This is a genomic window from Streptomyces sp. NPDC002004 (genome assembly GCF_053593975.1).
Genome location: NZ_JBSFDP010000011.1, coordinates 175235 through 201678 on the forward strand (window position 1 = coordinate 175235; position 26444 = coordinate 201678).

Annotated in this window: 27 protein-coding genes and 3 pseudogenes; 9 read left to right on the plus strand and 21 right to left on the minus strand. The window is 68.4% G+C overall.

The genetic code is table 11. The features are described from left to right. Positions 1-196 precede the first annotated feature (196 nt). The 3 genes from ACWCP6_RS19225 to ACWCP6_RS19235 all read right to left on the minus strand — a co-directional run bounded on the left by ACWCP6_RS19225 (position 197) and on the right by ACWCP6_RS19235 (position 3552). Complete coding sequence (locus ACWCP6_RS19225) at positions 197-1819, minus strand: MFS transporter (protein ID WP_450933646.1); 1623 nt, start codon at positions 1817-1819, stop codon at positions 197-199. 245 nt (positions 1820-2064) lie between these two features. Further along, positions 2065-2886: an alpha/beta fold hydrolase gene (locus tag ACWCP6_RS19230; protein WP_450933647.1), complete on the minus strand. Its 822-nt coding sequence runs from the start codon at positions 2884-2886 to the stop codon at positions 2065-2067. A gap of 42 nt (positions 2887-2928) precedes the next feature. Next, a complete protein-coding gene (locus tag ACWCP6_RS19235) occupies positions 2929-3552 on the minus strand; it encodes a TetR/AcrR family transcriptional regulator (RefSeq protein WP_450933648.1) in 624 nt (207 codons plus the stop codon). A gap of 117 nt (positions 3553-3669) precedes the next feature. On the opposite strand from ACWCP6_RS19235, the gene ACWCP6_RS19240 reads away from it, so the two are divergent. After that, positions 3670-4341, plus strand: coding sequence for a DUF998 domain-containing protein (locus ACWCP6_RS19240; RefSeq protein ID WP_450933649.1), 672 nt, complete (start codon positions 3670-3672; stop codon positions 4339-4341). Positions 4342-4412: 71 nt separating this feature from the next. After that, positions 4413-4625 carry a DUF4287 domain-containing protein gene (locus ACWCP6_RS19245; protein WP_450933650.1) on the plus strand — a complete coding sequence of 71 codons (213 nt, stop codon included), beginning with the start codon at positions 4413-4415 and terminating at the stop codon, positions 4623-4625. Between the two features lie 340 nt (positions 4626-4965). On the opposite strand, the gene ACWCP6_RS19250 is transcribed toward ACWCP6_RS19245, so the two are convergent. Beyond that, entirely contained in the window at positions 4966-5847 is an 882-nt protein-coding gene (locus ACWCP6_RS19250; RefSeq protein ID WP_450933651.1) for an NAD(P)-dependent oxidoreductase, read from the minus strand. Positions 5848-5943: 96 nt separating this feature from the next. Here ACWCP6_RS19250 and ACWCP6_RS19255 point away from each other — a divergent pair, with 96 nt between their 5' ends. Then, positions 5944-6309, plus strand: a complete 366-nt coding sequence (locus ACWCP6_RS19255; RefSeq protein ID WP_450933652.1) for a winged helix-turn-helix transcriptional regulator — start codon at positions 5944-5946, stop codon at positions 6307-6309. Between the two features lie 382 nt (positions 6310-6691). Then, complete coding sequence (locus tag ACWCP6_RS19260) at positions 6692-7561, plus strand: TAXI family TRAP transporter solute-binding subunit (protein ID WP_450933653.1); 870 nt, start codon at positions 6692-6694, stop codon at positions 7559-7561. Here the strand turns inward: ACWCP6_RS19260 and ACWCP6_RS19265 are convergent. From ACWCP6_RS19265 to ACWCP6_RS19325, 13 genes and pseudogenes are all read right to left on the minus strand, one after another. Continuing rightward, the gene (locus ACWCP6_RS19265) at positions 7540-8985 is read right to left on the minus strand and encodes an ATP-binding protein (protein ID WP_450933654.1); all 1446 of its coding nucleotides are present in this window, start codon (positions 8983-8985) and stop codon (positions 7540-7542) included. The two genes, ACWCP6_RS19260 and ACWCP6_RS19265, sit on opposite strands and share 22 nt — an antisense overlap. After that, entirely contained in the window at positions 8982-9668 is a 687-nt protein-coding gene (locus tag ACWCP6_RS19270; RefSeq protein WP_450933655.1) for a response regulator transcription factor, read from the minus strand. Before ACWCP6_RS19270 ends, ACWCP6_RS19265 begins: the two co-directional genes overlap by 4 nt. A gap of 118 nt (positions 9669-9786) precedes the next feature. Beyond that, positions 9787-11139, minus strand: coding sequence for an MFS transporter (locus ACWCP6_RS19275; protein ID WP_450933656.1), 1353 nt, complete (start codon positions 11137-11139; stop codon positions 9787-9789). 469 nt (positions 11140-11608) lie between these two features. Beyond that, positions 11609-12217 (minus strand): ester cyclase, encoded by a 609-nt coding sequence (locus ACWCP6_RS19280; RefSeq protein ID WP_450933657.1) that lies wholly within the window; start codon positions 12215-12217, stop codon positions 11609-11611. Between the two features lie 264 nt (positions 12218-12481). Then, on the minus strand, positions 12482-12859 hold the full coding sequence (locus tag ACWCP6_RS19285) for a DoxX family protein (protein WP_450933658.1): 378 nt from the start codon (positions 12857-12859) through the stop codon (positions 12482-12484). 471 nt (positions 12860-13330) lie between these two features. Beyond that, positions 13331-13684 carry a cupredoxin domain-containing protein gene (locus tag ACWCP6_RS19290; protein ID WP_450933659.1) on the minus strand — a complete coding sequence of 118 codons (354 nt, stop codon included), beginning with the start codon at positions 13682-13684 and terminating at the stop codon, positions 13331-13333. Positions 13685-13895: 211 nt separating this feature from the next. After that, positions 13896-14216: a hypothetical protein gene (locus ACWCP6_RS19295; protein WP_450933660.1), complete on the minus strand. Its 321-nt coding sequence runs from the start codon at positions 14214-14216 to the stop codon at positions 13896-13898. 255 nt (positions 14217-14471) lie between these two features. Next, positions 14472-15056, minus strand: a complete 585-nt coding sequence (locus ACWCP6_RS19300; RefSeq protein WP_450933661.1) for a hypothetical protein — start codon at positions 15054-15056, stop codon at positions 14472-14474. 580 nt (positions 15057-15636) lie between these two features. After that, positions 15637-15903, minus strand: a pseudogene (locus ACWCP6_RS19305) (MerR family DNA-binding protein); the annotation flags it as partial. Positions 15904-15983: 80 nt separating this feature from the next. After that, the gene (locus ACWCP6_RS19310) at positions 15984-16406 is read right to left on the minus strand and encodes a hypothetical protein (protein ID WP_450933662.1); all 423 of its coding nucleotides are present in this window, start codon (positions 16404-16406) and stop codon (positions 15984-15986) included. 289 nt (positions 16407-16695) lie between these two features. Beyond that, a complete protein-coding gene (locus ACWCP6_RS19315; protein ID WP_450933698.1) occupies positions 16696-17202 on the minus strand; it encodes a SigE family RNA polymerase sigma factor in 507 nt (168 codons plus the stop codon). A 59-nt stretch (positions 17203-17261) separates the two neighbouring features. Continuing rightward, a complete protein-coding gene (locus tag ACWCP6_RS19320) occupies positions 17262-18272 on the minus strand; it encodes a L,D-transpeptidase (RefSeq protein ID WP_450933663.1) in 1011 nt (336 codons plus the stop codon). Between the two features lie 444 nt (positions 18273-18716). Next, positions 18717-19631: a LysR family transcriptional regulator gene (locus ACWCP6_RS19325; protein WP_450933664.1), complete on the minus strand. Its 915-nt coding sequence runs from the start codon at positions 19629-19631 to the stop codon at positions 18717-18719. A 115-nt stretch (positions 19632-19746) separates the two neighbouring features. Between ACWCP6_RS19325 and ACWCP6_RS19330 the strand changes: the two genes are divergently transcribed. After that, the gene (locus ACWCP6_RS19330) at positions 19747-19992 is read left to right on the plus strand and encodes a hypothetical protein (protein WP_450933665.1); all 246 of its coding nucleotides are present in this window, start codon (positions 19747-19749) and stop codon (positions 19990-19992) included. 14 nt (positions 19993-20006) lie between these two features. Then, positions 20007-20357 carry a DoxX family protein gene (locus ACWCP6_RS19335; protein ID WP_450933666.1) on the plus strand — a complete coding sequence of 117 codons (351 nt, stop codon included), beginning with the start codon at positions 20007-20009 and terminating at the stop codon, positions 20355-20357. A 245-nt stretch (positions 20358-20602) separates the two neighbouring features. Here the strand turns inward: ACWCP6_RS19335 and ACWCP6_RS19340 are convergent, their stop codons facing one another. After that, positions 20603-21475: a helix-turn-helix transcriptional regulator gene (locus ACWCP6_RS19340; protein WP_450933667.1), complete on the minus strand. Its 873-nt coding sequence runs from the start codon at positions 21473-21475 to the stop codon at positions 20603-20605. Positions 21476-21679: 204 nt separating this feature from the next. On the opposite strand from ACWCP6_RS19340, the gene ACWCP6_RS19345 reads away from it, so the two are divergent. Then, positions 21680-22531, plus strand: a complete 852-nt coding sequence (locus ACWCP6_RS19345) for an oxidoreductase (RefSeq protein ID WP_450933668.1) — start codon at positions 21680-21682, stop codon at positions 22529-22531. A gap of 283 nt (positions 22532-22814) precedes the next feature. Here the strand turns inward: ACWCP6_RS19345 and ACWCP6_RS19350 are convergent. Both ACWCP6_RS19350 and ACWCP6_RS19355 read right to left on the minus strand, forming a co-directional pair. Beyond that, a pseudogene (locus ACWCP6_RS19350) lies at positions 22815-22994 on the minus strand (NF041680 family putative transposase); the annotation flags it as partial. 671 nt (positions 22995-23665) lie between these two features. Further along, positions 23666-23854: a hypothetical protein gene (locus ACWCP6_RS19355; RefSeq protein WP_450933669.1), complete on the minus strand. Its 189-nt coding sequence runs from the start codon at positions 23852-23854 to the stop codon at positions 23666-23668. A 428-nt stretch (positions 23855-24282) separates the two neighbouring features. Between ACWCP6_RS19355 and ACWCP6_RS19360 the strand changes: the two genes are divergently transcribed. Next, positions 24283-25095, plus strand: coding sequence for a class I SAM-dependent methyltransferase (locus tag ACWCP6_RS19360; RefSeq protein WP_450933699.1), 813 nt, complete (start codon positions 24283-24285; stop codon positions 25093-25095). 375 nt (positions 25096-25470) lie between these two features. Here ACWCP6_RS19360 and ACWCP6_RS19365 read toward each other — a convergent pair. Further along, positions 25471-25801, minus strand: a pseudogene (locus tag ACWCP6_RS19365) (hypothetical protein); the annotation flags it as partial. Positions 25802-25816: 15 nt separating this feature from the next. Here ACWCP6_RS19365 and ACWCP6_RS19370 point away from each other — a divergent pair. Further along, entirely contained in the window at positions 25817-26035 is a 219-nt protein-coding gene (locus tag ACWCP6_RS19370; RefSeq protein ID WP_450933670.1) for an aromatic-ring hydroxylase C-terminal domain-containing protein, read from the plus strand. Positions 26036-26444 lie beyond the last annotated feature (409 nt).

Genomic DNA, 26444 nt, shown 5'->3' on the forward strand with positions numbered 1-26444 from the left:
AAGCCACCGGCAGTCCGGGAAGCGACCACGGCACCCGAGCGCCTGTTCGTTCCCGCACTCCGTGTCACTCCGGTCCCGCTCACTACAACCGTGCCTTCGCCGCCGCCCCGCGCTCCCCGTTGCGCGCATCGATTCGGCTTCCGGTCAGCCTCTCGGTCCGCGCCCTGACGCATCGTCCGATTCTCGGGGCTTGCGGTCATCCCCCGGCCACCCCTGCCGCCGGGCGCTCGTCCGGCACGGGCGATACGTCCGTACCGGGCTTCTGCCGTCCCGGGAGGTACGCAGCGACGACCACCGCACCCACGAACGTCACCGTTGCCGCGCACAGCGCCGCGAGGTGCATGGCGGCGAGAAACGCCTCGTGCGCGGGCGCGATCAGGCGCTGCCCGGTGGGGCCGAGCCGTTCGGCCACGGCGAGCGTTGCCTCCAGCGACTCGCCGGCCGTGTGTTTGGCCTCATCCGGCACACCAGGGGTCTGATCCAGGGTGCTCCTGATCCCTCCTCGGTACGCGGCGGACAGCAACGAGCCGAGTACAGCCACGCCCAACGCGCCGCCCACCTGCCGGAAGGTGTTGTTGATCGCGGAGGCCACCCCGGCCTTCTCTCGTGGCAGCGCTTGCATGACGGTGACGGTGACGGGCGACATGACGTGCCCCATCCCGGCACCCTGCACGAAGAAGGCGAGCTCCAGCGCCCATACCGGGGTGGAGGCGTCGAACAAGGCGAAGCAGGCGAGGCCGGACGTGACCATCACCAGCCCGGCCGTGCAGGTCGCCTTGGCACCGAAACGGGCGACGGCCAGCCGGGCACGGGGCGCGAACAGCGACTGAGCGACCGCTAGGGGCAGCACCAGGAGGCCGGCCTGCAGCGGGCTGTAGCCGAGAACGCTCTGGAGATAGAACACCGAGAAGAATGCGACGCCCATCATCGAGAGGAACGCCAGCGCGGTCGCGGTGATTGCGGCGGAGAACGCGGGATTCCTGAAGTACGAGAAGTCCAGCGCCGGGTGGTCGATGCGGCGCTCGTACACGACGAATACCGCCAGCACGGCCAGTCCGCCGACGAGGGGCAGCAGCACGGAGCGGTTGGAGAGTGAGGCGAGTTCGCCGCCGTGGATGATCCCGTAGACGAACAGGACGAGCCCGACGATGGACAGCAGTACGCCGACGGGGTCGATCCGGCCGGGGCCGGGGTCCCGGGAGTCGGGAATCAGCAGAGCCATCGCGACGAAGGCGACGATCACCACGGGGACGTTGACCAGGAAGATTGAGCCCCACCAGAAGTGTTCGAGCAGGAGTCCACCAGTGAGTGGGCCGAGGGCGATGGCGATGCCCACGCCGCCCGCCCAGATGCCGATGGCCTTGGGCTGCTCGTCCCGTTCGAAGACGTTCATCAGGACGGCGAGGGTCGCCGGCATGACGAAAGCGGCGCCGAAGCCCATCGCTGCGCGGTACGTGATGAGCTCGGCGGACGAGCCGGAGAACGCGGCCAGCGCCGAGCCGATGCCGAAGACGGCCATGCCGAACAGCAGAGTCTTCCTGCGGCCTGCCCGGTCACCGATCAGACCGGCCGTGAACAGCAGGGCGGCGAAGACGAGGGTGTAGGCGTTGATGGCCCACTCCAGCTCCTCCTGCGTGGCGCCGATGCCCACAGGCGCGGGGGAGGCGATGGTCTTGACCGCGACGTTCAGGACCGAGTGGTCCAGCACCATGATGAGCACGGTGAACATCAGTACGGCAAGAATGAGCCAACGACGTCGGTGAACGGCTTCCGGAACACGAGGTGGGGCGGTGGGGGGTGCGCCCGGCGGTGTGGACATGACCTCAGCGTATTTCTGTACGACACCGTCTCGTATAGAAAAGTTGGGCCACTGGTGTTCAGACCGGCCGTTATTGCGGAAGTGTCAACGGGGCCATTTCAAGCCAAGGGCGTGGGGAAGCCGCCATGGGTGTGGTCCGGTGACACCGCCTCACGGGACGGTGGCGGGCAGGCCGAGCTCCATGGCCCATTACGGTGGCGAGCAGCCGGACCAGCGTGGTCATCGAGCTGATCACATTGAGGTCATTACGCTCTGAGGGTGAAGGTCTTGGTGGCTCCTTCGAGGAAGTCCCGGAGTGCCTGTTGCAGGATGTCGGGATGTTCGAGGTGGACGTCGTGCCCTGCCCCGGGGATGCTGAGGGCCACCATTTCGGGTTGCTGCTGGAACATGCCGTCGACTTCCTGCTGCGGGATGATGCCCCGTTGGCCCCAGATGGCCAGGGTCGGGCAGCTGATCCTCGTCCATTCGTCCCAGAAGGAACGCCGAGCGTTTTCGGTCAGCGAAGCGACCATCACCTCGCGGTCGAAGCGCGGCCACCATCCGTCGTCGCGTTGTTCCAGTCCGGCTGCCCAGCCCTCGCCGACCGGGCCGCCGCCGAAGAAATCGGCGGCGGCCCGGCGTGAGGGGAACGGTGTCGGCCATGCCTCGAGCAGTGCGCTGATCTCGTCCTGAACGCTGGGGTTCGGGCCACCGGGGCCTGCCTCGACGAGGACGAGTGCGCCGACAAGTTCCGGGTGCGCGGCGGCAGTGAGCATGGCGGTGTGACCGCCCAGCGACTGGCCCACCAGGGTCGGCCGGTGCAGGTCGAGTTGTTCGACTACGGCCACGACATCGGCGACGTAGGCGTCGCGGCTCGCGTCGCGCGGGTGGCGTTCGCTGGAGCCGTGACCGCGCTGGTCGACGGCGACGACGCGGTAGTGACGGCTCAAGGCGCCTGCGAGGTCGTCCCATTCGCCCGCGTGTCCGGCCAGCCCGTGCAGCAGAACGACGGGCGACCCCGTTCCGCCCCAGTCACGGCAGGAGAGACGGACGCCGTCGCGTTGCACGGTGCGTTCGAGCCAGGGCATGTGGTCCCTTTCGGAGGCGGGTCGGGTGCTTCGGTGTGATGCTCAGCGGTACGCGGAGAGGAAGGCCCGGACGCCGGCGTTGGCGTAGTGGTCGAGGTCGGCCTCGGTGTGCTGGGGCGAGCCGGTGAACATCGCCTTGTTCACGGGAATCCACAGCAGCAGGCCGGCGAAGTGGTTCGCGGCCAGGAGCGGATCCTCCATGCGGAGCAGCCCGCCGTCGGTCAGGCGCTGGAAGGCGGCCGCCAGGGTGTCCAGGACCCGCTCGAACCCCTGCTCGTACCAGGCGGCGCCCAGGTCGGGGAAGGTGTCGGCGTTGGCGATGATGAGCCGCCGCAGCTGGAGGACCTGAGGCTGGGTGAGAGCGGTCAGGAACTGGCTGGCCAGCCGGAGCAGGTTCTCCTCCAGGCAATCGGCGTCGGCGGGAATGTCGGACACCAGGTCGATCATGGCCTCGATCCGGTCGGTGGTGGCCAGGACGATCTCGGCGAAGAGTTTCTCTTTGTCGGCGAAGTGCTTGTACACGGTCTGCTTGGACACGGAGGCCTGCTTGGCGATGTCGTCCATGCTCGTGCCGGCGTAGCCCTTCGCCAAGAACGCTGCCGTCGCAGCCTCCATGATCGCCTGATGCTTGTGCGCCGACCGGACGCCGGGTTCGTTCGCTTCCACGTCTCCTCCTTGGCTCGAGACCTAACAGTACTGGACAGTCCAGTTCCGTCATGAGTACCGTACCGTCCAGTTCCGAAGTACTGGACGGTCCAGTACTTGACGAGCAAGGGGATTCTCATGACTCAGACGATCGGCGCTCCGTTCACGGGTCGCTCTGCCTCCGCTTCGCTCACCACGCGTGCCCTGCTGGCCTGCGGCGCCGCAGCGGGCCCGCTGTTCCTGAGCGTGGGGGTAATCGAAGGCCTCACCCGCGGCGGCTTCAACTTCACCCGAAACGCCATCAGCCAGCTCAGCCTGGGCCCCATGGGCTGGATCCAGGTCATCAACTTCCTGCTCACCGGCGTGCTGGTCACAGCCGGCGCGGTAGGGATCCGACGGACAATCGGCCACACCACAGGCGGCACCTGGGCACCGCGACTCATCGGCGTCTTCGGCGTATCCTTCCTGCTCGCCGGGGCGTTCACCGCAGACCCCGGCTCGGGTTTCCCGGCCGGCACGCCCGACGGTCCGGCTCCGATGAGCGCGCACGGAGCCGTCCATATGCTCGTCGGCACGGCGGGCTACCTCGCGCTGTGCGCCGCGTTCCTCGTACTGGCCCGGCACTTCGCCGCCCACGCTCGACGCCGCTGGGCTCTGGCCTGCCGCATCATGCCGGTGGGGATCCTCACCGGCTTCGCCGGCTCCGCCACCACCGTGGCAGCCTTCACCGCCGGAGCGGGCCTCGGCCTGCTCGTGCTCACCGCGGTCATCGCCCGACTGCCCGGCCAGTCGCCCACCCCACGGCGGTAGCGCGTCCCGCTCCCGCCCCGCACAGCAACACCCCGACAAGACCACACTCAGACAGACAGGATGCCCACGACATGACCTCACCGGTGAAAGGCCCCGCCAGCTACTTCCCGTCGATCGAGAAGAAGTACGGCCGCCCGATCCAGGAGTGGAAGGACCTGATTCGTTCCTCGCCCTTGACCAAGCACATGGAACTCGTCACCTGGCTCAAGGCCGAGCACGGACTCGGCCACGGCCATGCCAACGCCCTTGTCGCCCACACCCTCGCCGAACCCAGCAGCAAGTGACTCGGTGCGGTTTCTGCACGACCTGATGTGTTCCACAGAACCCATGCTCGGGCCGGTGCTGCCGGTTCTCGTGAACACAGACGTCCGTGAGCAGATTGGGCATCCGCCCCGTTGCCGCGCGGGCGGCCACGCGCGGCAGTGCTCATGCACGTAGTCCGCAGCGATCAACTGCAGGTTGTTGGCCATGCCACCATGAACGCCGACTTCGCGGTAGATCTCGCGCACGTCGATGGGCAGCCGGTCTCCGCCTCCGCTGGGGCGTGTTGTGAAAGTGCTGGTCACAGCTGCTCGTTGAGGGCTGTGACCAGCTCGGTCGTCTCTGGGGCCGGCAAGTGGCCGGTCAGCGCACCAGCAGGTCGATCACGCCTGTCAGGTCTTCCTCGCCGCTGCCCTGGGCCAGGCGGCGGCGCATCAGCTCGAAGTATGGGCTGAGCAGTTCCGGGCTGACACCCTGCTGCTCGGCGGTGCTCAGGAAGGTAGGTGTGCCGGCCACCTGCATGGCGAGGTTGGCGACGACACCCTTGGTGTAGTCGCCGCTCCGCAGCTGATCGGCGGTCTGGTGAACCGCCGGGGCCATCGCGACGAGCCAGTCGGCGAGCAGCGGGGCGAGCGCCGCGGGGTCGATGTCCTCCTTGCGGATCAGGGCGAAGGCATGCGCGGCCCCGGCGAACATCCCGTACATGGCGCTGAGCAGGGCCACGTCGTGCAGGGCTGCGAAGCCCGCGTCCTCGCCGACGTAGGTAGTGCCGACCGGGACGCCCAGGGTCTCCTGGTGCCGCTCGAACAGCTCCCGCGAGCCGCTGTAGAAGACGTAGCCGCCGGCTTCCGGGACGCCGATCATCGGAGGGACAGCCATGATCCCGCCGTCCAGGTAACGGGCGCCGCGTTCGCGGGCCCACTGGGCACGGGTGCGGGCCTGGGCAGGGGTGCTGGTGGTCAGGTTGACCAGGTCCCTGCCGACCAGGTCGGTGCCGGCCAGCACCTCGTCGACCGAGGTGTCGTCCAACAGACAAACGATGACCAGGGTGTTCGCTGCGACCGCCTCAGCGACGCTGTCCGCGACCTTTGCACCCTCGGCGGCAAGCGCCGCGGTGCGGGCCGGGGTGCGGTTCCAGACGGTGAGCGGGTGGCCGGCGGCAAGCCAGGTACGGGCCAGCGCGGTGCCCATTGCACCGAGGCCCAGCATCGTGACGGAGGTCTTTTCAAGAGTGTTCTGTGTCATGCCGATTAGGCTGGTCACAGGCCCGGAGGTGATCAAGTACGCACTTGGGAGTGGGTGGTTACCCCGGGGTGAGCGAGCACGTCAGAAGGGCAGGGCATGACGACGCTGAACCGGCCGGGCGCACCAGACGGACACGCTTGTGGGATCGACACCGCGATGGAGGTGATCGGCGGCAAGTGGAAGGTGCTCATCCTCTGGGCGCTCCACGAGCATCCCTACCGCCGCTTCGGTGAGCTGCGTCGACTGCTTCCGGGGATCACCGAGAAGGTGCTGGCCTCTCACCTACGTGAGATGGAAGGGGACGGTGTCGTGCACCGCGTCGCCTACGACGAGGTGCCGCCCCGCGTCGAGTACTCGCTGACCGCGGACGGCATGCGTCTCAACGACGCACTCCAGCCGCTGGCTGCCTGGGGACGTGAGCGGCCGACCGCTCGAGGACTGGAGGAGAAGGCGGTCAACTAGGCCACGTCCACCGGAGTCGGCGGTGGGTGTAGTGCCGGTGCGGCGCGGTCTGCGGGGCACAGACACCCACCGCGGTGGGAGGGGCCGTCTTGGGCCGGGCGAAGGCGGTGGTATTCCGGCTGTGCGAGAACAGGCGGTTCGCCGAGGATGGCCTCGACACACGGCACGCCGTTACACTCCGGCTGTGACCAGCGCGGACGCGCCCGTTCCGGAGGGCGTTGAGGCAGGCGGGACACCGCCGGGCCCAGCCCGTGGCGAGCGGGCGACGCGGCCATCGGCCGGACAGCAGCCGCCCCGGGGGCCTCATCGCCGGGATGTGCTGGCATGGAGCCTCGGCGGGTGCACGGCTGCCCTGGCCGGGTGCACCCGGGAATCCGGGCCCGTGCCTCGCCTGCGGCTCGCCACCGGGCCGATGGGTGGGCCGTACCACGCCTTCGGCCGGGCACTGTCCGAGGCCGTCACCAGGAGTGGTGACCGGGTTGAAGTCGTCCCCGTGAGGACCTCGGCGAGTGTGGACAACCTGCATCGGCTCGACCAGGACTCGGCGCAGCTGGCGCTGGCCATGGCGGACGTGGCCGAAGATGCGGTGCACGGCCGGGACGAGTTCTCCCGGCCCGTTCCGGTGACGGCATTGGCCCGGGTCTATGTGAACTACACCCATCTCGTCGTTCCGGCGCGCGGCCCGGTGCGGTCGGTCGGAGCGCTCGCCGGCCGGCCTGTGGCGGCCGGTGCGGACGGAGCGGGAGTGCACGTGCTGGCACGGCGCCTGTTCCGGGCGGCGGGGCTGACCGGCGACAGGGCGGTGCGGGAGCTGCGGCTCGACCTCGCCGGGTCGGTGAAGGCGCTACGGGACGGCACGGCTGACGCACTGGTGTGGTCGGGGGGCGTGCCGACCCCCGCGCTGTCCGCGCTTGCCCGGACGATGCCCTTGCGCTTCCTCCCGCTGGACGGCTTCGTGGGCGCGCTGCGCGAACAGTACGGTTCCGTGTACACGGCGGTCACACTGCCTGCCGGTGCATACGGGCTGCGGGAGCCGGTGGGCACCATTGGCGTCGGCAACTACCTGACCACACGCCCGGACGTATCGGCAGGCGCTGTGCGCGAGCTGCTGCAGGTGGTGTTCGGCGGGTGGCGCAATCTGCTGCGGGACGTCACGGCCGGGGCGCGGCTGGAACCCCGGTTCGCGATCTTCACCGGGGGAGTGCCGCTGCATCCCGGCGCAGTTGCCTACTACCGGTCCGTGTACGGCTGACCGGACCGTGGCGGAGACCGTCGACCGGAGTCGGCGGTCAAGGGGCCCGCCTGCACGGCAGGCAGCAGCAGTGCCACCGTGAGTCCGTGCGGCGTGTTGCGGCCGACGGTGAGCAGGCCACCGCTGATGCGTGCGATCTCGTCGGCGATGGCGAGCCCCAGTCCGCTGCCCGGTACGTTCTGGTGCTCGGCGCCGCGGTAGAAGCGCCGGAGCAGGGTGGGCATCTGGTCTTCGGACACCCCGGGGCCGTCGTCGACGACACGTACCTCCACGCCGCCGTCCCGTCGGGCGGCGTGGACCTCCACTCGGCCGCCCGACGGGACGAACTTTGCAGCGTTGTCCAGCAGGGCGTCCAGGACCCGTCCGGCCGCGTCGGGCAGGGCCCGGGCACGCAGATCGTCGGTGACGACGGCTTTCAGATCCACGCCTCTGTCGCGGAAGACGGGGGCCCAGGCTCTCACCCGCTCACGAACGGCCGGCGACACGTCCTGGTCGGTCAGAGCGGTTGTGTCGGACTCGACCCGGGCCAGCGCGAGCAGACCGTCGAGCAGTTCTCCCAGCCGTTCGGCCTCGTCGAGGGCGCGGGTGTGTTCGTCCCGGCCCGGCCCCCGGCCGAGGTGCGGCTCGATGTTCTCCAGCTGGAGCACCAGGGTGGCGAGGGGGTTGCGCAGTTGATGGGAGGCATCGGCGACGAAGTCGCGCTGACGGCTGACGGTCTCGGACATCGCCTCCGCCATGCTGTTGAAGTGCAGTCTCAGACGGCGGAGCTCCGGCGGCCCGGCGCCGGACACGGCCCGCGCCTGCAGGCTGCCGGCGGCCAGCCTCCCCACGGCCCGGTCCAGGTCGCGCACCGGCTGCATCAGCCACCGGGTCACCCCTACGGCGACCAGGGCGGCGGCGGTGAATGCGGCCAGTGCACCAGCAGCTATGAACGACCAGCGAACGACGATCTCGTGGCGTGCGGCGGCGGTCGGCACAGCCAGCAGGACCGCTCCGCTCACCCTCTCGTCCCGCCCCACCGGTTCGGCCAGCACCACCACGGGGGGTCCCCACGGCCGGATCGTCGGCAACGTCGCCGTGGGGCGTCCCGTCAGGGCCTGGCTCCGGGCGTCCACCACGGCGGCAGCGGCGACCGACGCTGCCCCTGCTCCGGCATGCGCGAGGGTATGCCCCGCTGTGTCCACGACGAGGACGTCCGCTCCGTACAGCGTGGCGTACCGTCCGATCTCGGCGGAGAGCTCCTGCCGGTCGGCCGGAGTCCGAGCCCGGTCGGCGAGATCGGCGAACCGCTCTGCGTCCGACCTCCGCTGGAGCAGCAGATCCTCGGTCCGGCCCCGGGCGAAGGCATCGGCCAGCGGAACGGACAGCAGGAAGACCGCAGCCCCCATGAGCACGATCAGCACGGCCAGGAGGCGGCGTCTCATCGTGGTTCCTCCGGTTCCGCGGAACCGAGCTGGTACCCGAACCCGCGGACAGTCCGGACCAGGCCGGGCCTGCCCGTTTTGGCGCGTATGCCGGCCACGTGAACATCCAGCGAGCGGGACGCGGTCAGCAGCACGTCCCCCCAGATGCGGTCCAGGATCTCCGCACGGGAATGGACTTCACCGGGTCGTGCGGCCAGATGTGCCAGTACATCGAACTCCCGGCGGGTCAGCAGCACCTCTGTTCCGGCCACCGTGACCGTGCGGCCCGCCGGGTCGATCTCGACGTCACCGGTGCGCACACGACCCCCGGCGGCCCTCTCGCCGGACTGCGGCCCGGTCCGGCGGCGTACCGCATCGATACGTGCCATCAGTTCGGTCATCCGGAACGGCTTGACCACGTAGTCGTCAGCGCCCGCGCGCAGGCCCTGCACGATGTCGCGCTCCTCGCAACGGGCGGTGACCACGATGAGAGGTGCACGGCAGACGGCACGCAGCCGCCGCAGCAGCTCGAGTCCGTCCAGGTCCGGAAGGCCCAGGTCCAGCAGGACGAACTGGGCCTCGCGCGCGTGCTGCAACGCATCCAGCGCGCGGCCGACCCGGCGGACTGTGTGCCCGCGCTGGGCGAGGGCTGTGCCGAGGGCGTGGGCCATACGATCGTCGTCCTCGACGAGAAGTGCATGCATGGAGACATTCCCCTGTCACCTGGGACAGTGCCTACTGGAATACCCCACAGGCAGCCCTCGACGGAAGAGGCGACCGCGGTCCACGGCGCGGCCGGTACCGCGCCGCAGGCCGACGGGATCAGCGCAGCACGGGCTTCGCTGCGGTGCGGGCGTCCGCGTGCTCGTCGGCTTCGCCACGGCTGAGAGCGGCATCACGGGTGTCCGGCATGAGGATGTAGGCGACCAGCGAGATCAGCGCGCACCCGGACACGTACCAGAAGAACCTGGTCTCGTGGCCGCTGTCCTTGAACCACAGCGCCACGTACTCGGCCGTGCCACCGAACAGCGCGTTGGCGATCGCGTAGGGCAGCGCGACACCGAGGGCCCGCACCCGCGTGGGGAACAGTTCGGCCTTGACCGCAGCGTTGATCGACGTGTAGCCCGTGACGATGACCAGGGCCAGCAGCGACAGGCTCAGTGCCGACCAGTACGAGGATGCCGACCGCAACGCCGTCATAAGAGGGTACGTGCCCACGGTGCAGCCGACCGCGAAAGTGATCAGCAGTGGACGGCGGCCGATCCGGTCCGACAACGCCCCGGCGAAGGGCTGCAGTACGGCAAAGACCGTCAGAGAGGTGAAACTGACCAGCGTGGCCGTGGTCTTCTCCATGCCGGCACTGCCGATCAGGTATTTCGTCAGATAAGTGGTGTAGGTGTAGTAGGACACCGTGCCGCCGAGGGTGAGTGCCATGACCAGGCCGGCCTGACGACGGTGCTCCCACAGCGCCTTCAGTGTCCCGCGGGCCCGACGGTCCTGATCGGCGCCGGAGGACTCCTCGGCGAACACGTCGGTTTCCTGCAGACGACGCCGCAGCCAGAACACCACCACGGCGAACAGCGCCCCGAGAACGAACGGAATACGCCAGCCCCAGTTCTCCAGCTGGGAACCGCTGAGAGTGTGCTGCAGGGTGATGAGGACGCCGAGCCCCAGCAGCTGGCCGCAGGTCATCGAGACGTACTGCATCGACGACCCGAATCCGCGTCTGCCGGGGGCCGAGGCCTCGGTCAGGTACGTCGCGCTCGCCGCGTACTCGCCTCCGATGCTCATGCCCTGGAGCAGACGCGCCAGCACCAGGACCACGGCGCCGGCGTATCCGGCCTGGCCGTACGTGGGGGCGACGGCGATCAGCAGGGCGGCCATCGACATCATGGCGACCGTGAGCGTGAGCGCGCTCTTGCGGCCGTGCCGGTCCGCGGCGCGTCCGAGGACCCAGCCGCCGACCGGACGCATCAGGAAGCCGACGGCGAAGATCGCCGCGGTGTTCATCAGCTGCGTCGTCGCGTTGTCGCCGGGGAAGAACGAGTCGGCGAAGTAGATGGCGAACGTGGTGTAGACGAACCAGTCGTACCACTCGACGAGGTTGCCGAGCGATCCGCCGATCAGAGCGAAGCGGCGCTTCGCACGTTCGCCTCCTGGGGGTGTCTTGGGCATGGCGGCTGACGATGACATGGCGGCTCCCTGAGAGAAATCCCTGGTGGGAAGGTGGGGATGTGCCCAGAGGATGCGAAGTGCTGCCCCGTACGGACAAGACCGGACACGCAGATCTAACGTGCCGCTAAGAAAACGGGGCACGGACGGCTGCCCGATCCGTGCCCGCATACGGTCCGGCTGGACACTCGGCTCGGATCCTTGGCGCCGCCGGAACCGTCCCGGACCGTCGCGGCGCCGCAAGGGACAGGGCATGGTTTGCCGCGGCCGGACGCATCCGCCAGGACCGGGTCGCCCGTCTGCAACTGCAGCGGCTGCTGATCGATGCGGACGACGAGGCGAAGCGGCCTCACCTGGCCGCGCGCTGGGACACCTTGGGGAGCAGTTCGTCGCTTGCCACGCCCGGTGGCGGCGATGCCTCACGCGCCTCTGTGTGGCCCAGCGGTTCCCGTACCGCCGCGCCACACACGGGTCAGGCGAGGCCGATCTGCTGGTAGAAGGTCAGGTTGTCCCAGAAGAGGAACTCCTCCTCCATCACTCCGTGCTTGTTCCAGATGCCGACCGTTGCCATGTTGATGGAGAACTTCTTGCTCGTAGGCTGGATGAAGCCGCCCTTGCCGTCCGGCATGGGACGTGTGAAGGTGCCCTGCATAACGCCGGTCACCGAGGTGAGGTTGTCCTTGGCAATGCGGATCGGGTGCTCGGTGATGCGTGTGTCCGGCGCCCAGACGAACTGGCTCTTCATGTCTGCGATGTGACGGTCGATGCCGTCCGTGTAGTGGCCGTCGGGCCAGTGGACGCGGATGTTCTGTGCGTGGCTCTCACCGATCCTGTCCCACTGCTGACCGGAGTAGACGACGAAGTCCAGCTCGTCGAAGACCTTGAGGTGCTTGCGCTCCGTTTGAGTCAGGTTGGTCGGCCAGAGTGACTCGGTCTGCGGGGTGGAAGCCGGGTCGCCGAGCAGTTCACGGTTGCCCGTGGCCGCGGCTGCCAGGTCGGTTCCGCTGGTTACCGCGGTGATCGCGAGAGCGCCCAAGGCAGCGGCGCCTCCGCCTCGGAGGACGTTGCGGCGGTCGATCATGTCGATTCCTTGTCTGCAAGATCACGCTGGGGGAGAACTGGGGAGTGGGCGCCCGCCGCCGCTGCCCGCAGCCATGGACGCTGTGTCGCAGCCGGGGGTGGGACATGGTGATGCGGTGGATTGCGGACCGCAATCACGACCTCATTGAGCGCCGGGCAAGCCCGGCGACGATGGGATTGGCCCGCTGATGTAACCGCTGGTGCTGTGATCACTTAGCTTCGCGGGGTGGCGGTTGGACGGGCGGGAGGCCGCGCTGTCGAAGCGCTAGAGGGGGTGCGGGCCGAACCGGCCCCACGCCACGACGGCCGCGAGCGCGAACAGCACGAGATTCACGGTGACCATCTGTGCCTCACTGCGACGGGCATGAACGACCATGGCGCCGAGCATGACCAGCGTCAGACCAAGGGACGCCAAGGGTGCCAGCACCGGTGCGATGCCGAGCGCGGGCGGCAGGATCAGGCCGATCGCAGCCAGCACCTCCAGCATTCCGATCAGCTTCACCGTCCCGGCACTCACACCCTCGGTCCAGCCCATTCCCGAGGCTGCCAGCTTCTGCTTCGGCTGGGACAGCTTCATCGTCCCGGCCGCCAGGAACGCCACCGCGAGGCCGCCCGCGAGGACCCACAACAGAACGTTCATCATGATCAACTCCTTTCAATGACTTAAATCATTAAGTGAAGACTAGAGCTAATTCACTTCAAGATGCAAGTCATCCGGCAAGTTGATCACTTCACGAGTGAAGCTATGTGGGCGAGCGTGGGGTCGACGCTGCTCCTTGGCGAGAGCGGGCTGGAGGGGCTGCAACCGGCTGGAGCGGCTCAACGCCCGGCTTGTCCGAATCGCAGGAGGGCGCGGTCGCTGCTGTCGGCGCCGATGAGCGCGGCCTCAGTTGCTGCGCCGGCACACGGACTGCATGGACGTGACTCTTGCCGCGGTTCGAGGCGCCGGGCGGGACGCACCCACGAGATACTGGCGCACGTGACGCCTGTTCGCTCTTTTGTTCGAGTCCGCGGCGGCGGGGACGGCGGCCCTTCGTGGGTGTAGTGAAGCCGGCGGCCGTGGGGGCGTGGATGGACGCGCCCTTGCTCAGTCCCCCGGTGGGACAGCGATTCCTCAACGCACGATCAGCGTCCCTTTCATGTTCGCATGGTAGGTGCACACAAAGGGGTAGCTGCCGCTCTTGGAGGGGGCAGTGAAGGTTCCGGACTTTCCGCCGTTGATGTTCCCGGTGTCGAATGCCTTGCCATCCTTCGCCGTCACGGTGTGTGTGACGGAGTCCTCGTTGACCACGGCGACCTTCTGGCCCGCCTTCACTGTGACGGTAGCCGGATCGAAGGCGAAGTTCTTCATCGTGATCTGTGCTGCGGGCGAGGGGGCACTGGGGGCCGTGGACGTTACTGAGGGGGAGTTGCCGTTTCCGCCGGAGCAGGCGGTCACCGGCAGCAGGGCCGCGGCTGCCGCGAGCATCAGGCAGGCGGTGCGTCGGCGGTGAACAGAGGAGGACATGGCAGTGGGTTCCTTTGCCGTGGAATCAGGCGGTGTGCCGGGCGTCCCCGGTGTCGAGGTCGGCCGGTTGGGACAAGGGCGGGGCGAGGCGCCAGGGCCGACGCAGCGGTGGTGTCTTGGACCGGTGCCCCGCGGCCAGAGCACACCTGGTGCGCTGCGTCGTTGTGCACGGTCACTGCTCCCTCGGTGCGTGGGCTTCGGAGGTGTGAACTGCGTCCCTACGGCGCCCGGGCGGGCGCACCCTCACGTGCCGGGGCAGTCGAGGGAGCCCCGCGAGCACGGTCAGGATGCGGGCCGTCTGGACGGCTGGGGCGGCCAGGACCAGTGCACTGACCAGAACGAGAACTCCGGTGTCGAGCCCGGGCGCCGAGCGCAGCCCCTGGCTGAGCGTGCCCATGGCGACCACATCGAGGACGGCCAGGGCCCAGAACCAGCGCTGTGCGCGGCGGACGTCGAGGCCGTCCGGGCGACGGGGAGGGCTGGAGGCGTTCATCAGTGCCCCTTCGGGTTGTTCACCCACACCTCGACCGTGACAGCGATGAGGCCCAGCAGCAACACCGCGGCAGCCGCCGTGACACCCTTTTCGCGCCACAGCCGAGCCCAGACTCCAGGTGAGGTTGCTGGCGTGCTCAGGCACCGGATGGACCAGAGCCTTCATGCCCATGCGTTCGTCGACGGCATCGACGGCACGTCGGTGCCGGCCGGGGCAGAGCGCCTGGGGAGTGGTGGCAGGGCTGACGCCGTCGGCTCAGGCCGGTGCGTGGTCATGGCGCCTCCCCGTGCCCGCGGTCGCGGTGCTCGAGCCGGTGGATGGTGTGGGCGGGCGCAGGCGGCGCGAGAGCCACAGGCCGCCGCCGAGGGCCGCGACTCCGAGGCCCACGACCACGGCGTCTCCACCGTCGGAGACACCGTGGGCCGGCCGGAACTTGTCAAGCAAGACACTCGTGCTGGTCTCATCAGCAGTCGCGGTACGCCCCGCTTCGGGAGCGGAGGGCAGTTTGCCGCCGAGCGAGGCCAGCAGCACCTTCACCTGATGGCTGGTGGCCTCGCTGTAACCCGCGCGCTCGACCAGTGCCTGCGCGTCACGCACCTTGGACAGGGTTGCGCCCTCCTTGTGCGGGGCCATCAAGGCATCCTCGATGCGTTCGGCGACCTGGTCTTCGGCGGCTCCGTTGGCGATCAGTGCGACGGCTTGTTCGGTGAGCACCTCCGACTCGTTGCTCTCCTCCCCATGGCCCGCCCAGGCAGATCCGGGCGCGGCGACGGGGATCAGGACGGCGGCTGCCGAAGTCCACGCTCCGGGCCATCTCCTGAGGGCCGGAAGTCTGCGCATGACGGCCCCCTGCTGCGTTAGTGCTTGGTGAGGTCGGCGCCGTGGGAACGCAGCACGCGCAGGCGCCGCTGGTACTCCTCCGCGTCGATCTCGCTGGGGGTGAACCGCTCGGCGAGCGACTACTCCGAGGAGGTTTGCGCCGGCGGCGCGTCCAACTCCCGGCCGAGCTGGAGCCGACCTTGTCGGACCGGGTGAACGCGCGGTGCAGGAGCACAGAGACGGTGATGATCAGTCCCCAGAACACGATCGTTCCGAGGGAGGCGCCGAACCAGCCCCAGCCGCTCATTCCATGGTCGTACCACCCTCCTCGAAGCGAAGGACTGGGCTCGCGGATCTGGCCTGCTACCGGCCGCTCACCGAGTGTCCATAGCCAGACTCCACCTGCCCATGAGGTTTGTGGCAGGGAACGGGCGGCCCCTCCGACAGGACGGTGGGCCCCTGCTTCGGCCGTCGTCCACCAGCCGGGCTCCAGGGCCGGAGTGCCGGCGCGGGACGAGCCTTTGTCGCAAGCGTTTCGGCTCCAGCAAGTCGATCCGACCTTTAATGCGGGTGAGTCGGCCTTCCTCTCGTCGGCACGGGATCAATCAGGGATGTGGGTCAGCGCCTCAACGCCCACGCGCTCCGCAACGAATCGACGGTAGCGCGGGCAGAGGGTGAAATCCTCATGGCCGCAGCCCAGAGCGCACCCGATGAGTTCGATGGAGGTTTGCGCGGCAGCGATCCGGCGCTGCAACGCTTCAGCCTCTTCGCCGAGGATGCTCCGCCGGCCAGCGGGTTCGGTGTTGGTGACCAGGGAGCGGATGGTGTCCAGGGACAGGCCCGCTCCTTTGGCACGAAGAATGACGGCGACGCGGGTGACTGCCCTTGGGGCGGTGACTTGGTGTCACCGGTTCGGCCTTGTGGGTGCGGTGCGCGGGTGGTCCGGCGTCAGCGGTCGCCGGTGATCGGCCGGCGGTCGGAGCACACGGAGTCCGGTTGCGCGTTCGCGGCCTGCCAGCCCTTGATCTTCACACGCGCGCCGAGCCTTATGGCATCGTAGACCTCTTTGCCTGTTTCGGGTCCGAGGCCGATGGAGCCGGGGTTGGTGTGGTGGTGCAGGCTGAAGAGAGCATCGTCCATCGCCCACAGCAGCAGTCGCTCGTGATGATTGCGGTCGGTGAAGGTGACTGCCCACCGCCTGACGTTCGCATCCCCGCCCTTGCCAGTCGTGCTGGAAGGCATTGTCAAGGTGCGGTACTTGGCGGTGACCGTGACCGACGTCTCGCCGATCGGGCAGATGTCCTTCGGCCCCACCATGCCGTAATCCTTGCCCTCGATGATCAGTGATTCTGAGTTCAGGTCGACGGTCACCTGCTGGACGGATGTCGGGGACGGGGTGGGTGTGGGGGTGTGGGGCACGGATGTCGCGGGGGGCGTGGTCGGCTTGGTGGGGGAGTCGAGGGCGCCGGTGGTGACGGCGATGAGGGCTGCCGCCGCCAGTGTGGTGACGGAGAGCGCAGCGTGTCGGGTCCGGCGGCGGCGTACCGCCCGGGTCCTCACCTGTGCTCCCGTGGTCGGGGCCGGGGCTGCGCTGTGTGTGGCCAAGCCGTGGAGCCGGGCGGAGAGCTCCGTCTCGGTCAGGGGATGCGGTGGCGGCTGGTCAGACACAGGCTTCCTTCGTCGGGTGGGGTGTGTCGCTAACGAGGTGAGCGGCGAGTGCGGTGCGGCCGCGTGACAGGCGTGCCTTGACCGTGCCGACGGCCGCGCCGGTCTGGGCGGCTATCTGCTCCACGCTCAGATCGCACAGGTGATGCAGCACGATCGCGGTCCTCTGGGCTTCGGGCAGGCGCCGCAGAGCGCTGACCAATGCCACATGGTCCGGGCTCGGTTCGGGCGCCGGCCGTGGCGGGGGCGCGCCGCGGACCAGCTCCCACCAGTGGCGCGCCCGCCGCCAGCGGCTCACTGCCAGACGGTGCGCCACCGTGCGGATCCACGCCTCCGGATCCCGGTCCCCGGCCAGCACGGACGAACGCCGGTCCCAGGCGCGTATGAACGCCTCCTGAACCGCGTCCTGGGCTTCGGCGTGGTCGCCCGTCAGGGCGTACAGCTGGCCGACCAGTCGCGGGTAGGAAGCGGTGTAGAAGAGGTCGAACTCGTCCTCGGTCACCTGATGGTGCTTTCTGCGTACGGCGCGGGGCGCGTGGTGTACCGCTGCTGCGGCGGAGGTCATACGGTGGTGGTCTGCCCGGCGGCGCTGTGCTCGAGCCACTTCTTCCACGTCAGGTTCCAGTCGCCGTAGCCGTTGCCCGCCGCGACGGTGTCCTTGTTCGCTCCGGTGACCTTGATGACGTCGCCGACCATGACCTGGTCGTAGAAGCCCTTGGCGGTGGTGGTGGCGAGACCGACACAGCCGTGGGTGACGTTACTGTGCCCGGCCGCTGTGTCCGCGTGCGGGTTCTGGTGCACGTACGTCCCGGACTTCGTCAGGTGCAGGGCCCAGAAGTAGTTCCCGTGGTAGGTGTCGTTCGGGCCCATGCCCACGGTGCGGGAGTCCATGAACACCTTGTGCTGCTTGTCCATGACGACCATCGTTCCGTTCCAGGTGTCCAGCCCCGGTTTCCCGGCCGTGATCGGGATGCGGTTCGTCTTCCCACCGGTGTCGACCGTCATCATGTCCGTCTTCGTGTCGACCGTGGCGACCAGTGACCGGCCGATGGTGAAGTGGCTGACGCCGTGCGAGCCGCGACGGAGGGTGACCTTGGTGCCGGGCTGCCAGTAAGTGGTGCTGGGGCGGAAGTCAACACGCTCCCCGCCCGGAACCCTGTCGTCCTTCACCCAGCTCCACGCGCCGGTCGTGCCGGACGAGGTCTGCACCCGCAGCCAGCTCTCCACAGCCTTACGCTCGGCCGCGGGCACCGACTGGCGGAAGGTGACCGATATCGGCATGCCCACCCCGACCGTATCCCCGTCGCCCATGTTCACCTGCGCCCGCGCGAGCACCGCAGGCTCCGGCATCGTTGGAACCCGACGCGCATCGGACGCCTTGCCCGTGCCGCCATCGTTCTTGCCCGCGGGCTTCGCATCCGCGGCGGAGGCCCGGGCTTGAGGTGTGTCGGCGACACGGACGCCGGTACCCGAGTCCATCGAGCAGCCGACGGCCGAGAGCAGAGCGATGCAGGACGCGACAGCGGCGCCGAGACTGCGGGTGGTCCGACCGGCCGAACGGTCCACGTGCATGAAATCCCCCATGTGAAGTGCGGTTGTCGCCTCCTATACGCACGGGCTCGCAGGCAGGTTGCATCGGATCAGAACCCTTTTTTCTCGGGATCGAAGAAGACCGGATCGTCGCGGTGTGCGCTCTCCCACCCATCCGGTCCCGCCGAGGACCCCCGCAGACGGCGAACCGCCAAGGCCCCCGCGACGACACGCCTGTGGAAGAGACGCGGAAGGCGAGCGAGGCTGCGCACGAGCGGGCCATCGCCGTGGTGCACGCCTCGATCGAGGACGACGTCGCCGTGATCCGGTACGGGGCGATTTCCCGACTGTTGGTCTCCGTGCGACGGTGGTCAAGCTCGCCCAAAAACAGTCCCGGCCCGGGTGCTTGCTTCGGGACGGTTCAGGTGTTGGCGAAGTCCCAGGCCGATGCGTACGCGGCAATCTGCCCTGATCGGGTGGTGTCGGTCAGCTGGCGGCGCCGTCCTGTCGGGAGGTTCTGGTGTCCAGGCAGCAGTGTACGAAGTCCTGGATGACGGGATTGGCGTCGTCGGAGGCTGCCCAGGCGACGCCGACCTGGCTGGCGCTGACACCGATGACGGGCCGGTAGGTGACGCCCGGGCGCGCGTAGAAGCGGGTGGAGGATTCGGGGGTGAGGGCGATGCCGTAGCCGTTGGCGATTGCGCTGAGCCATTCGTCTGGTTGGTCGGTGACGGCGCCGACGCGGACGGGGTGGCCGTCGCGCTCGTCGGTGGCCAGCCAGTAGTCACGCCACCAGCCTGTTTCGGGAGGGGCTGCCACGAACGGCTCGTCCCACAGGTCCCGGAAGGGGATCTGCTCGCGTGTGGCGAGTGGGTGGGCTGTGGGCAGTGCGATCCAGCGGGGCTCGGTGAACAGTACCTCCACTCGCAGGGCGTCCTGGCCGGGGAAGGGCAGCCGGAGCAGGGCAGCGTCGACGTCACCGTTGGCGAGCCCTGCGGTGGGGTCGGACCAGGCGGCTTGTCGCATGTCGGCTCTCCAGCCTGGCCGGCGGCGGGCGAACTCCGTGATGATGCTCTGGGTTGCCTCGTTGGCGGCGCTGGCCAGGAAACCGATGCGCAGGACACGGGCCGCTTGCCTGGCCGATCCCTTGGTCTCCCGAAGGACTTGGTCCCAGTCGGCCAAGAGGGTGGGGACCCGTTCGGCGAGGGTCGCGCCCGGCTCGGTGAGGGTCATGCCGACGCGGGACCGCGTGAACAGCCGCACTCCGACCTGGGTCTCCAGTTGCTTGATCTGCTTGGTCAGCGCTGGCTGGGACACGAAGAGCCGCTCCGCGGCGCGCGTGAGGCTGCCCTCCTCCGCCACGGCGATGAAGTAGCGAAGCAGCCGGGTGTCGACATCCATGCCGTCAGGTTATAGACGCAGGTATTGGACGCCGACGCGGAGGTACGGCGAGGGTTGATGGAACAAGTGAGCGGCAACTCGCCAACATTCGCAATCGACGAGGGGATGCCAGGCCATGTCTGTTCCGATGATTCGCCAACAGGTTGCCGACGAACGGGGCGGCGATGCCGTCGACGCGGTCGGGACAGCCTTCACGGCGGGCAAGACGCAGTTGCCCCGCGGCACCCGGAGCATGGAGAGTTCTCCGTCCGGCATCGAGGCAGCGCGCTGTCCGCAAGCGACCGTGGCCAAGTGGGCTGTAGGGCACGCCCCGACGTCGCCGGCCTTCGAAGTCCGCGGTGCCCACCACGTGCTCGGCTGAGCGGGGAAACACCGATGTTCATCGCATACGCAGTCGTCACCGTCATCACCATCGCGGCCAATAGCTTCGAGGCCGTCGCAAACTTGGCGAGGGCCAAGTTCGTCCTCGCCAACTCAGCCGAAGTGGGCGTCCCGCCGTCCTGGCTTCCCCTGCTCGGCACCCTGAAGGCCGCCGGAGCAGCCGGTCTCCTCCTCGGACTCCTGGGCGTTCGGCTCGTCGGCGCCGCCGCCGCGATCGGGCTTGTTCTCTTCTACGTCGGCGCCATGGCTGCCCACATCCGTGCCCGCGTGTTCTACAACATCGCCTTTCCCGGCACTTTCCTCGCGCTGGCCATCGCATCCCTTGTCCTCGCCACTGCGCAATGAACGTCGGGACTGCGCAGACGGGCCGGCCGGACGCAGCTTGAGATTCAACCTCTGACTACATGTTGAGAGTTGCTGCGCGGCACGAATGGGCAGGTCGAACTGCTCTCAATCCTGGTTCTTCCCCCTCGACGAGGGTTTCGGGACACCGGAGGTGGGGTGCAAGGTCTGCCAGTGTTCCTAACGCCCGTCCCGGCTCATGGGACGCAGCCACTGTGGCCGACCGCTCCTCGCGGACCGGCGGGCGTCTAATGATCTGCGTGCGGCCCGTGCGAGGTCTCGGGCTGCCGCATCCACGCGGCCAGTAGCCGAAGCGCCTCTTCGGAGCTGGAGCCTGCCTCGGCGGTGTAGACACTCAACCGCTGGTCCGGGTCGGCGGGCAGGGTGAGGGACTCGTAATTGAGGGTGAGCGGGCCGACGATCGGGTGGTGGAAGTGTTTGCTGCCATGCGTGTGCCGATACACGTTCTGGTCGGCCCACCAGCGGCGGAAGTCCTCATCCCTGATCGAGAGTTCGCCGACGAGTTCGGCCAGCAGTGGATCGTGGGGATGGCGTCCGGCGTCGCGCCGGAGCGAGGCGACGATGTCCTGGGCGTGGGTGTCCCAGTGGGTATACAGCGAGCGGGCGGTCTCGTCGCAGAACATGAACCGCACCAGGTTCCGCTCGCGGTGCGGCAGCGCGTCGAAGTCGGTGAGCAGCGCACGTGCCATCTGGTTGGACGCAAGTACGTCCAGTCGCCGCCCCAGCACAAGGGCGGGGGTGTGCTCGAGGATCCGGAGCAGGTCGCGCAGCCCCGGGCGGACCGGCTGCGGACGCGTCGCCGTGCGACGGGGCCTGCCTGCGGCGGGCTTGGCGAGCTGGAACAGATGGGTGCGTTCGACGGGATCGAGGCGTAGCGCGCGGGAGATGGCGTCCAGCACGGTCTCGGAGACGTTCAGTCGGCGTCCGCGTTCCAGGCGTACGTAGTAGTCGACGCTCACGCCCGCCAGTTGCGCGATCTCTTCGCGGCGCAGTCCTGGCACTCGCCGAGAGCCGCCGTCGTCGGACAGGCCCGCCTGGCGCGGGGTGATCCGTGCCCGCCGAGAGCGGAGGAACTCGCCGAGAGCTGTGTTGCGGTCCATGCCGTTCACGATAGGGCCCAAGATCGCCCCGACGGCCCGCGAAGGGGGGACTGACAGTCCCCCGGTCCGGCTGTCCCCGGGGTGAAGCGGACCCCCCGGAAGTCGATCAGCAGCCGATTCCGGTGCTGAAGTGGAACGTGTCGAGACCGACCGGGGCCTCACCGCCCCGGTCGGCTCTGTTCGCATCTCACGAAGGGAACTCCTGTGTCGGACACCAAGACATTCCTGATCACCGGCGTCAGCACCGGCCTGGGCCGCGCGCTCGCTCGCGCGGCGTTGGCTGCGGGTCACCGGGTGGTGGGCACGGTGCGCACGCCCGCCGACGCACGGGCCTTTGAGGCGCTCGCCGGCGACGCGCACGCCCGCATCCTGGACGTGACCGACCATGAGGCGGTGGACACGGTCGTGGACGAGACCGAACGCGACCTGGGCCCGGTCGACGTACTCGTCGCCAACGCCGGGTACGGCCATGATGGCCTCTTCGAGGAGTCGTCGATGGATGACCTTCGCCGTCAGTTCGAGGTGAATGTCTACGGAACCGTGGCGGTGATCAAGGCCGTGCTGCCGCACATGCGGGAGCGCCGTTCGGGCCACATCATCGCCGTCACCTCGATGGGCGGGCTGATCACCATGCCGGGCCTCAGCTTCTACCACGGCAGCAAGTTCGCCGTGGAGGGCATCCTCGAAACGCTCGGCAAGGAGGTCGCCGATTTCGGCATCCGTGTCACTGCGGTCGAGCCGGGCAGTTTCCGGACCGACTGGTCCGGCCGCTCGATGATCCGCGCACCCCGTGTGATCGCCGACTACGACGAGCTGTTCGAGCCGCTGCGCGCCCGGCGCATCCACGGCAGCGGGCACCAGCCGGGCGACCCGGACAAGGCCGCGGCCGCGGTGCTGCGGATCGTGGCGGCCGACCAGCCGCCGACGCGCCTGCTGCTCGGCACCGACGCGCTTCGGCTCGTCCAGGCCGGACGCGACGCCTTCGAGCGCGACATGCTGGCATGGGCCGAGCTGTCGGCCTCCACCGACTTCGACGACGTCAGCCGGTCCGCCTAACGTCACTCGCTGTCGGGCCCCCAGCGCGGGGCCTCGACGGCGGCCGTCGCGTCACCAAGCTGGCCTTCTCTTGGTCCACCACAGCCGGACCTGTTCGTAGCCGTTCACGCCACCCAGCGTCTCCTGGTAACCGGGTGGAGGTTAGAACTCAAGCTCAGCTTGTTCTTTATCTACGAGGATCTACCGGGTCTGCCGATGGGCTTGAGGGTCTCGGGGCGTTTGGCGGTTTTGCCGACGTCGTAGCGGGTGGCAGGCGCACGGACTTCGCCCGGCCGTAGACATGGTGTTCGGGCACCATCCTCAGGTCGACCGGCGAGACCACCGGGCCGTCCACGCACAGCACCGCGTCGGTGAGCTCGAACAGCTCGTCCCGTGGGGCGGACAAGCACGCGTAGAACTCGCCCCGGAAGCGGGACGCTTGCGCCAACGCCTCCATCCTGAGCCCGGATAAGAGCACACTCATTGCCACGGCCTTCGCACGGTCCAGATGCCTACTCGACTTGGCACACGACCGCGTGAAGGCCGCCCTACGTGCTCGACGAACCAGGCAAAAGGCCCTCAAGTTCGAGACTTATTCGAGCCCGTGTCAAGGCACGGGTTCATCTGCAGAGCTGGGCACATGCTCATGCAAGGGTTCAGGTTTCCCCCGTCTGGCCGAGGGGGCAACGGTGATCGAGACGGCATGCGTACAGGCGGAGATTCCGAGGGAGTCGGGGCATGAGTGACAATGGCGCGCTGTATGGACTGCTCGGGGCGCTGGGGGGAGCTGGAATCGCCGGCCTCGCGACGGTCTACGGCCCGGCACTTCTGCATCGGCGCCAGTCAGAGCAGAGGACGAGGGAGGAGCAGAATCGTCGAAGGGAAGCAGAGGTCACTCGGCTGCTGAAGATGCGAACCACGGGTCGAGCGTGGGTCGATGCGCTGGATCGCACTGTCCAAGATCTGGAGGCCCACCGTCCTGTGGACGTCGACCGATTCGATGAGAGCATCGACCGAGTCAGTGCAGAGGCTACCGAGGCTGGGCACGCTCTCGCTCACAGTGGTCTTTGGCTCGAGTCGCAGGACACGCCACCACACGGCATCCCTTTGGTGCAGGCTCCCCCAGGCCGTCCGGAAGCGGCCAATGTAGACGGTTCAGCCTCCGCAGCCCTGTCCCAGCTCCTGGGCCGGTTGCGAGAGGCGACCCGCGAAGTCCGTGCCGAAGTCCTGCAGAGCCCTGCCCGGCAAGAAGTCCCGGTACGTCGCGAGGTTCTGGATGCCCTGGAGCAGGTCAGGGCCGCGCGAGCACAGCTGAATGCCGTTCTCCTTGAGCAGATCGACCACATCAACGGAGGTCGCACACGCCGCGCATAGAAGTGGGATGGCCTGTTCCCTGTGTGGGGTCTACAAGACTGCTGACTGGCCCCGGCAAGGCCACCCTTCAGGGCGGCGGCAGCCTCTGCGCATGCCGCCTGCACCCAGCCAAGTACATGATCTTGCATGCCGACCGGCCCGAAGATAAAGAACAAGCTCAGTACCGGTTTCTGATCTGGGACCGGTGACGAGCTGGTGGACGACTCGTTGAGCCGACATGATCGATGGTGTGACGGATCTGGATAATCGATTCCAAGGGGTTTAGTGGTCGTAGGCGGTCAGTGCGCGCATGACCGGCCGGCCGCGCATGAACCTGGCTTCCCTCATCAAGCCCCTTGGAATCGATCATCTAGGCTGGCGCGGTGACTGATGAGCAGGAGCGGGTGCAGCCGTCGGGAGTGTGGGCCACGGCGGTGGGGGTGGCCAGGGTGCGGGCGCTGGAGACCGAGCGGGAGAACGCGCTGTTCCGCGACCCACTGGCACAGGCCTTCGCCACCGCCGGCGGCTTGTGGCCCTCCTCGCCGCCGCCCGACGACGAGGCCGCGCGATGCCGCCGGCTGGCCGTGTCGTTCTCCATCGTCATCAGGACGAAGTTCCTCGACGACGTGTTGCAGCAGGCCTCCGCGTCCGGGGTCCGGCAGGTCGTGCTGCTCGGCGCCGGCATGGACAGCCGGGCCTTCCGGATGGACTGGCCCGAGGGCACCCGGCTGTTCGAGGTCGACACCGCCGCGCCACTGGACTTCAAAGCTTCGGTGCTGCGCCAGGAGCGGGCCGTCGCACGCTGCGAGCGGATCACCGTCGCGGTGGATCTGCGTGATGACTGGCCAGGCGCGCTGGCCGCCGCAGGGCACGACCCGGCCATGCCGACCGTGTGGATCGCCGAAGGACTGCTGATCTATCTGCCCGAGGACGCGGTGGAGCTGCTGCTGGCCCGGATCAGCTCGCAGTCGGCGGCAGGCAGTCGGATGGGGCTGACGTTGGGCTCGCGCGGCGTGATCGAGCGCTTCGGCGCGGACGCCGTGCCGGGATCGGCGGCGTCCATGTGGTTCTCGGAGATGCCCGACGACCCGGTGGGCTGGCTGGCCGGGCACGGCTGGGAGGCCGGCAGCCACACCCTGCGCGAGTGCGCTGCCGCCTACGGTCGCCCGATCAGCACCCCGCCGCAGCGCGAGGAGCGGCCCGGCGGACTGATCTCGGCGGTCCGCCGGTAGAGCGCCTCCTGGTTCCCCAGATGATCGATTCCAAGGGGGCCTGATGAGTGGAGCCAGGTTCATGCGCGGCCTGCCGGTCATGCGCGCACTGACCGCCTACGACCACTAAACCCCTTGGAATCGATCATCTAGAGGCTGACGACGAATCGCCGGTTCGAACGGCTCCTCAGTTGAGGAACGCCTTGTCCTGGGCTATGACGCCCGGGACGTGCACCGCACCAGGGCATTCACGAACCTGGTCGCCCGGGCGGCAGAGGCATACGGGATCTCTCTGCACTATGCGGACGACGACCCTGACGCGCCCGTGGAGGCGATGACTCACGCGTTGGGTGCCGTTGCGCGGGCGTCTGCCGCCGCGACCTTGGAGACTCTCGCTCAGGACGAAGTGCTGGCGCTGAGCATCGAGCAGAAATTGCATCTGGATGAGCTGATCGTCGAACTCGACCTGGAGACCTCGGAAGTCCTCAACGACGCGGGATGCGGCATCGCGGTGCCGGCCGGTGCGGGGCGAGGAGATGACGCTGTCCGTGAGGAGGATCAGTCCCGCGCGGCTTCTCGGAAAGCGAGCCGGCCACTGCGGCGGGAGGTCCGGCGGGTAATGCGCCGGGTTATGAGGGCGATCGCGGCCCAGGTGATCAGCGATTCCGAGTGCTGGATGAGACGTTCGTAGGCCGCGGGCGTGACGGCGGGCGTGCATGATCCATGCGGCCACGGCCACCGCATGCTCGAGCAGCACTCCGGCCGAGGCCTACTGTTGTCCCTCGACGGCCGGCAGAGACCGATCGAGGGCTGGGCCGACCGGGTCGACCATGTCACAGCCAGGACCGACGAGGACATCGACGCCGTCCTGGTCCGGCCCGACGGCTACATCGCATGGTCCGACACAGGCGACACGCCAGTCGAAACCACCCTTATCCGATGGTTCCGTATCCGAACATGACCGATTGAGCTTCCACCAGCCTGATCGCGTGGAGATCAGAAACAGGTAGTCACCGCGTTCCCGGCCGTCGCCCCGCAGGTCGGCCATGCCATCCGGGTTGTGTCCACGTGGTCGAGGACGGTGCCTTGAGTGCTTGGTGCAGGGCTGGCTCGTTGGATCGGGTGTGCCGGCGTGTGTCTCGGCTCCGCGGCTCGTTCCGAAGGCAGGGGGCGTGGTGTCACTGACGGTCCGCTGTGACCCGGGCGAGGCCCTGGAGATCGACCGATGGCCCCTGAAAGCTGCGGTCCCGAACCGTCATCCGCTGAAGACCAGGCCGAAGTGGTGTGTGAGCTGTCGCGCACGGGGTCGCTCACGGTCTACGGAACGCGGAAAGAAGCAGGGTCTCATCTGATGCAGGTCTTTTGATCGG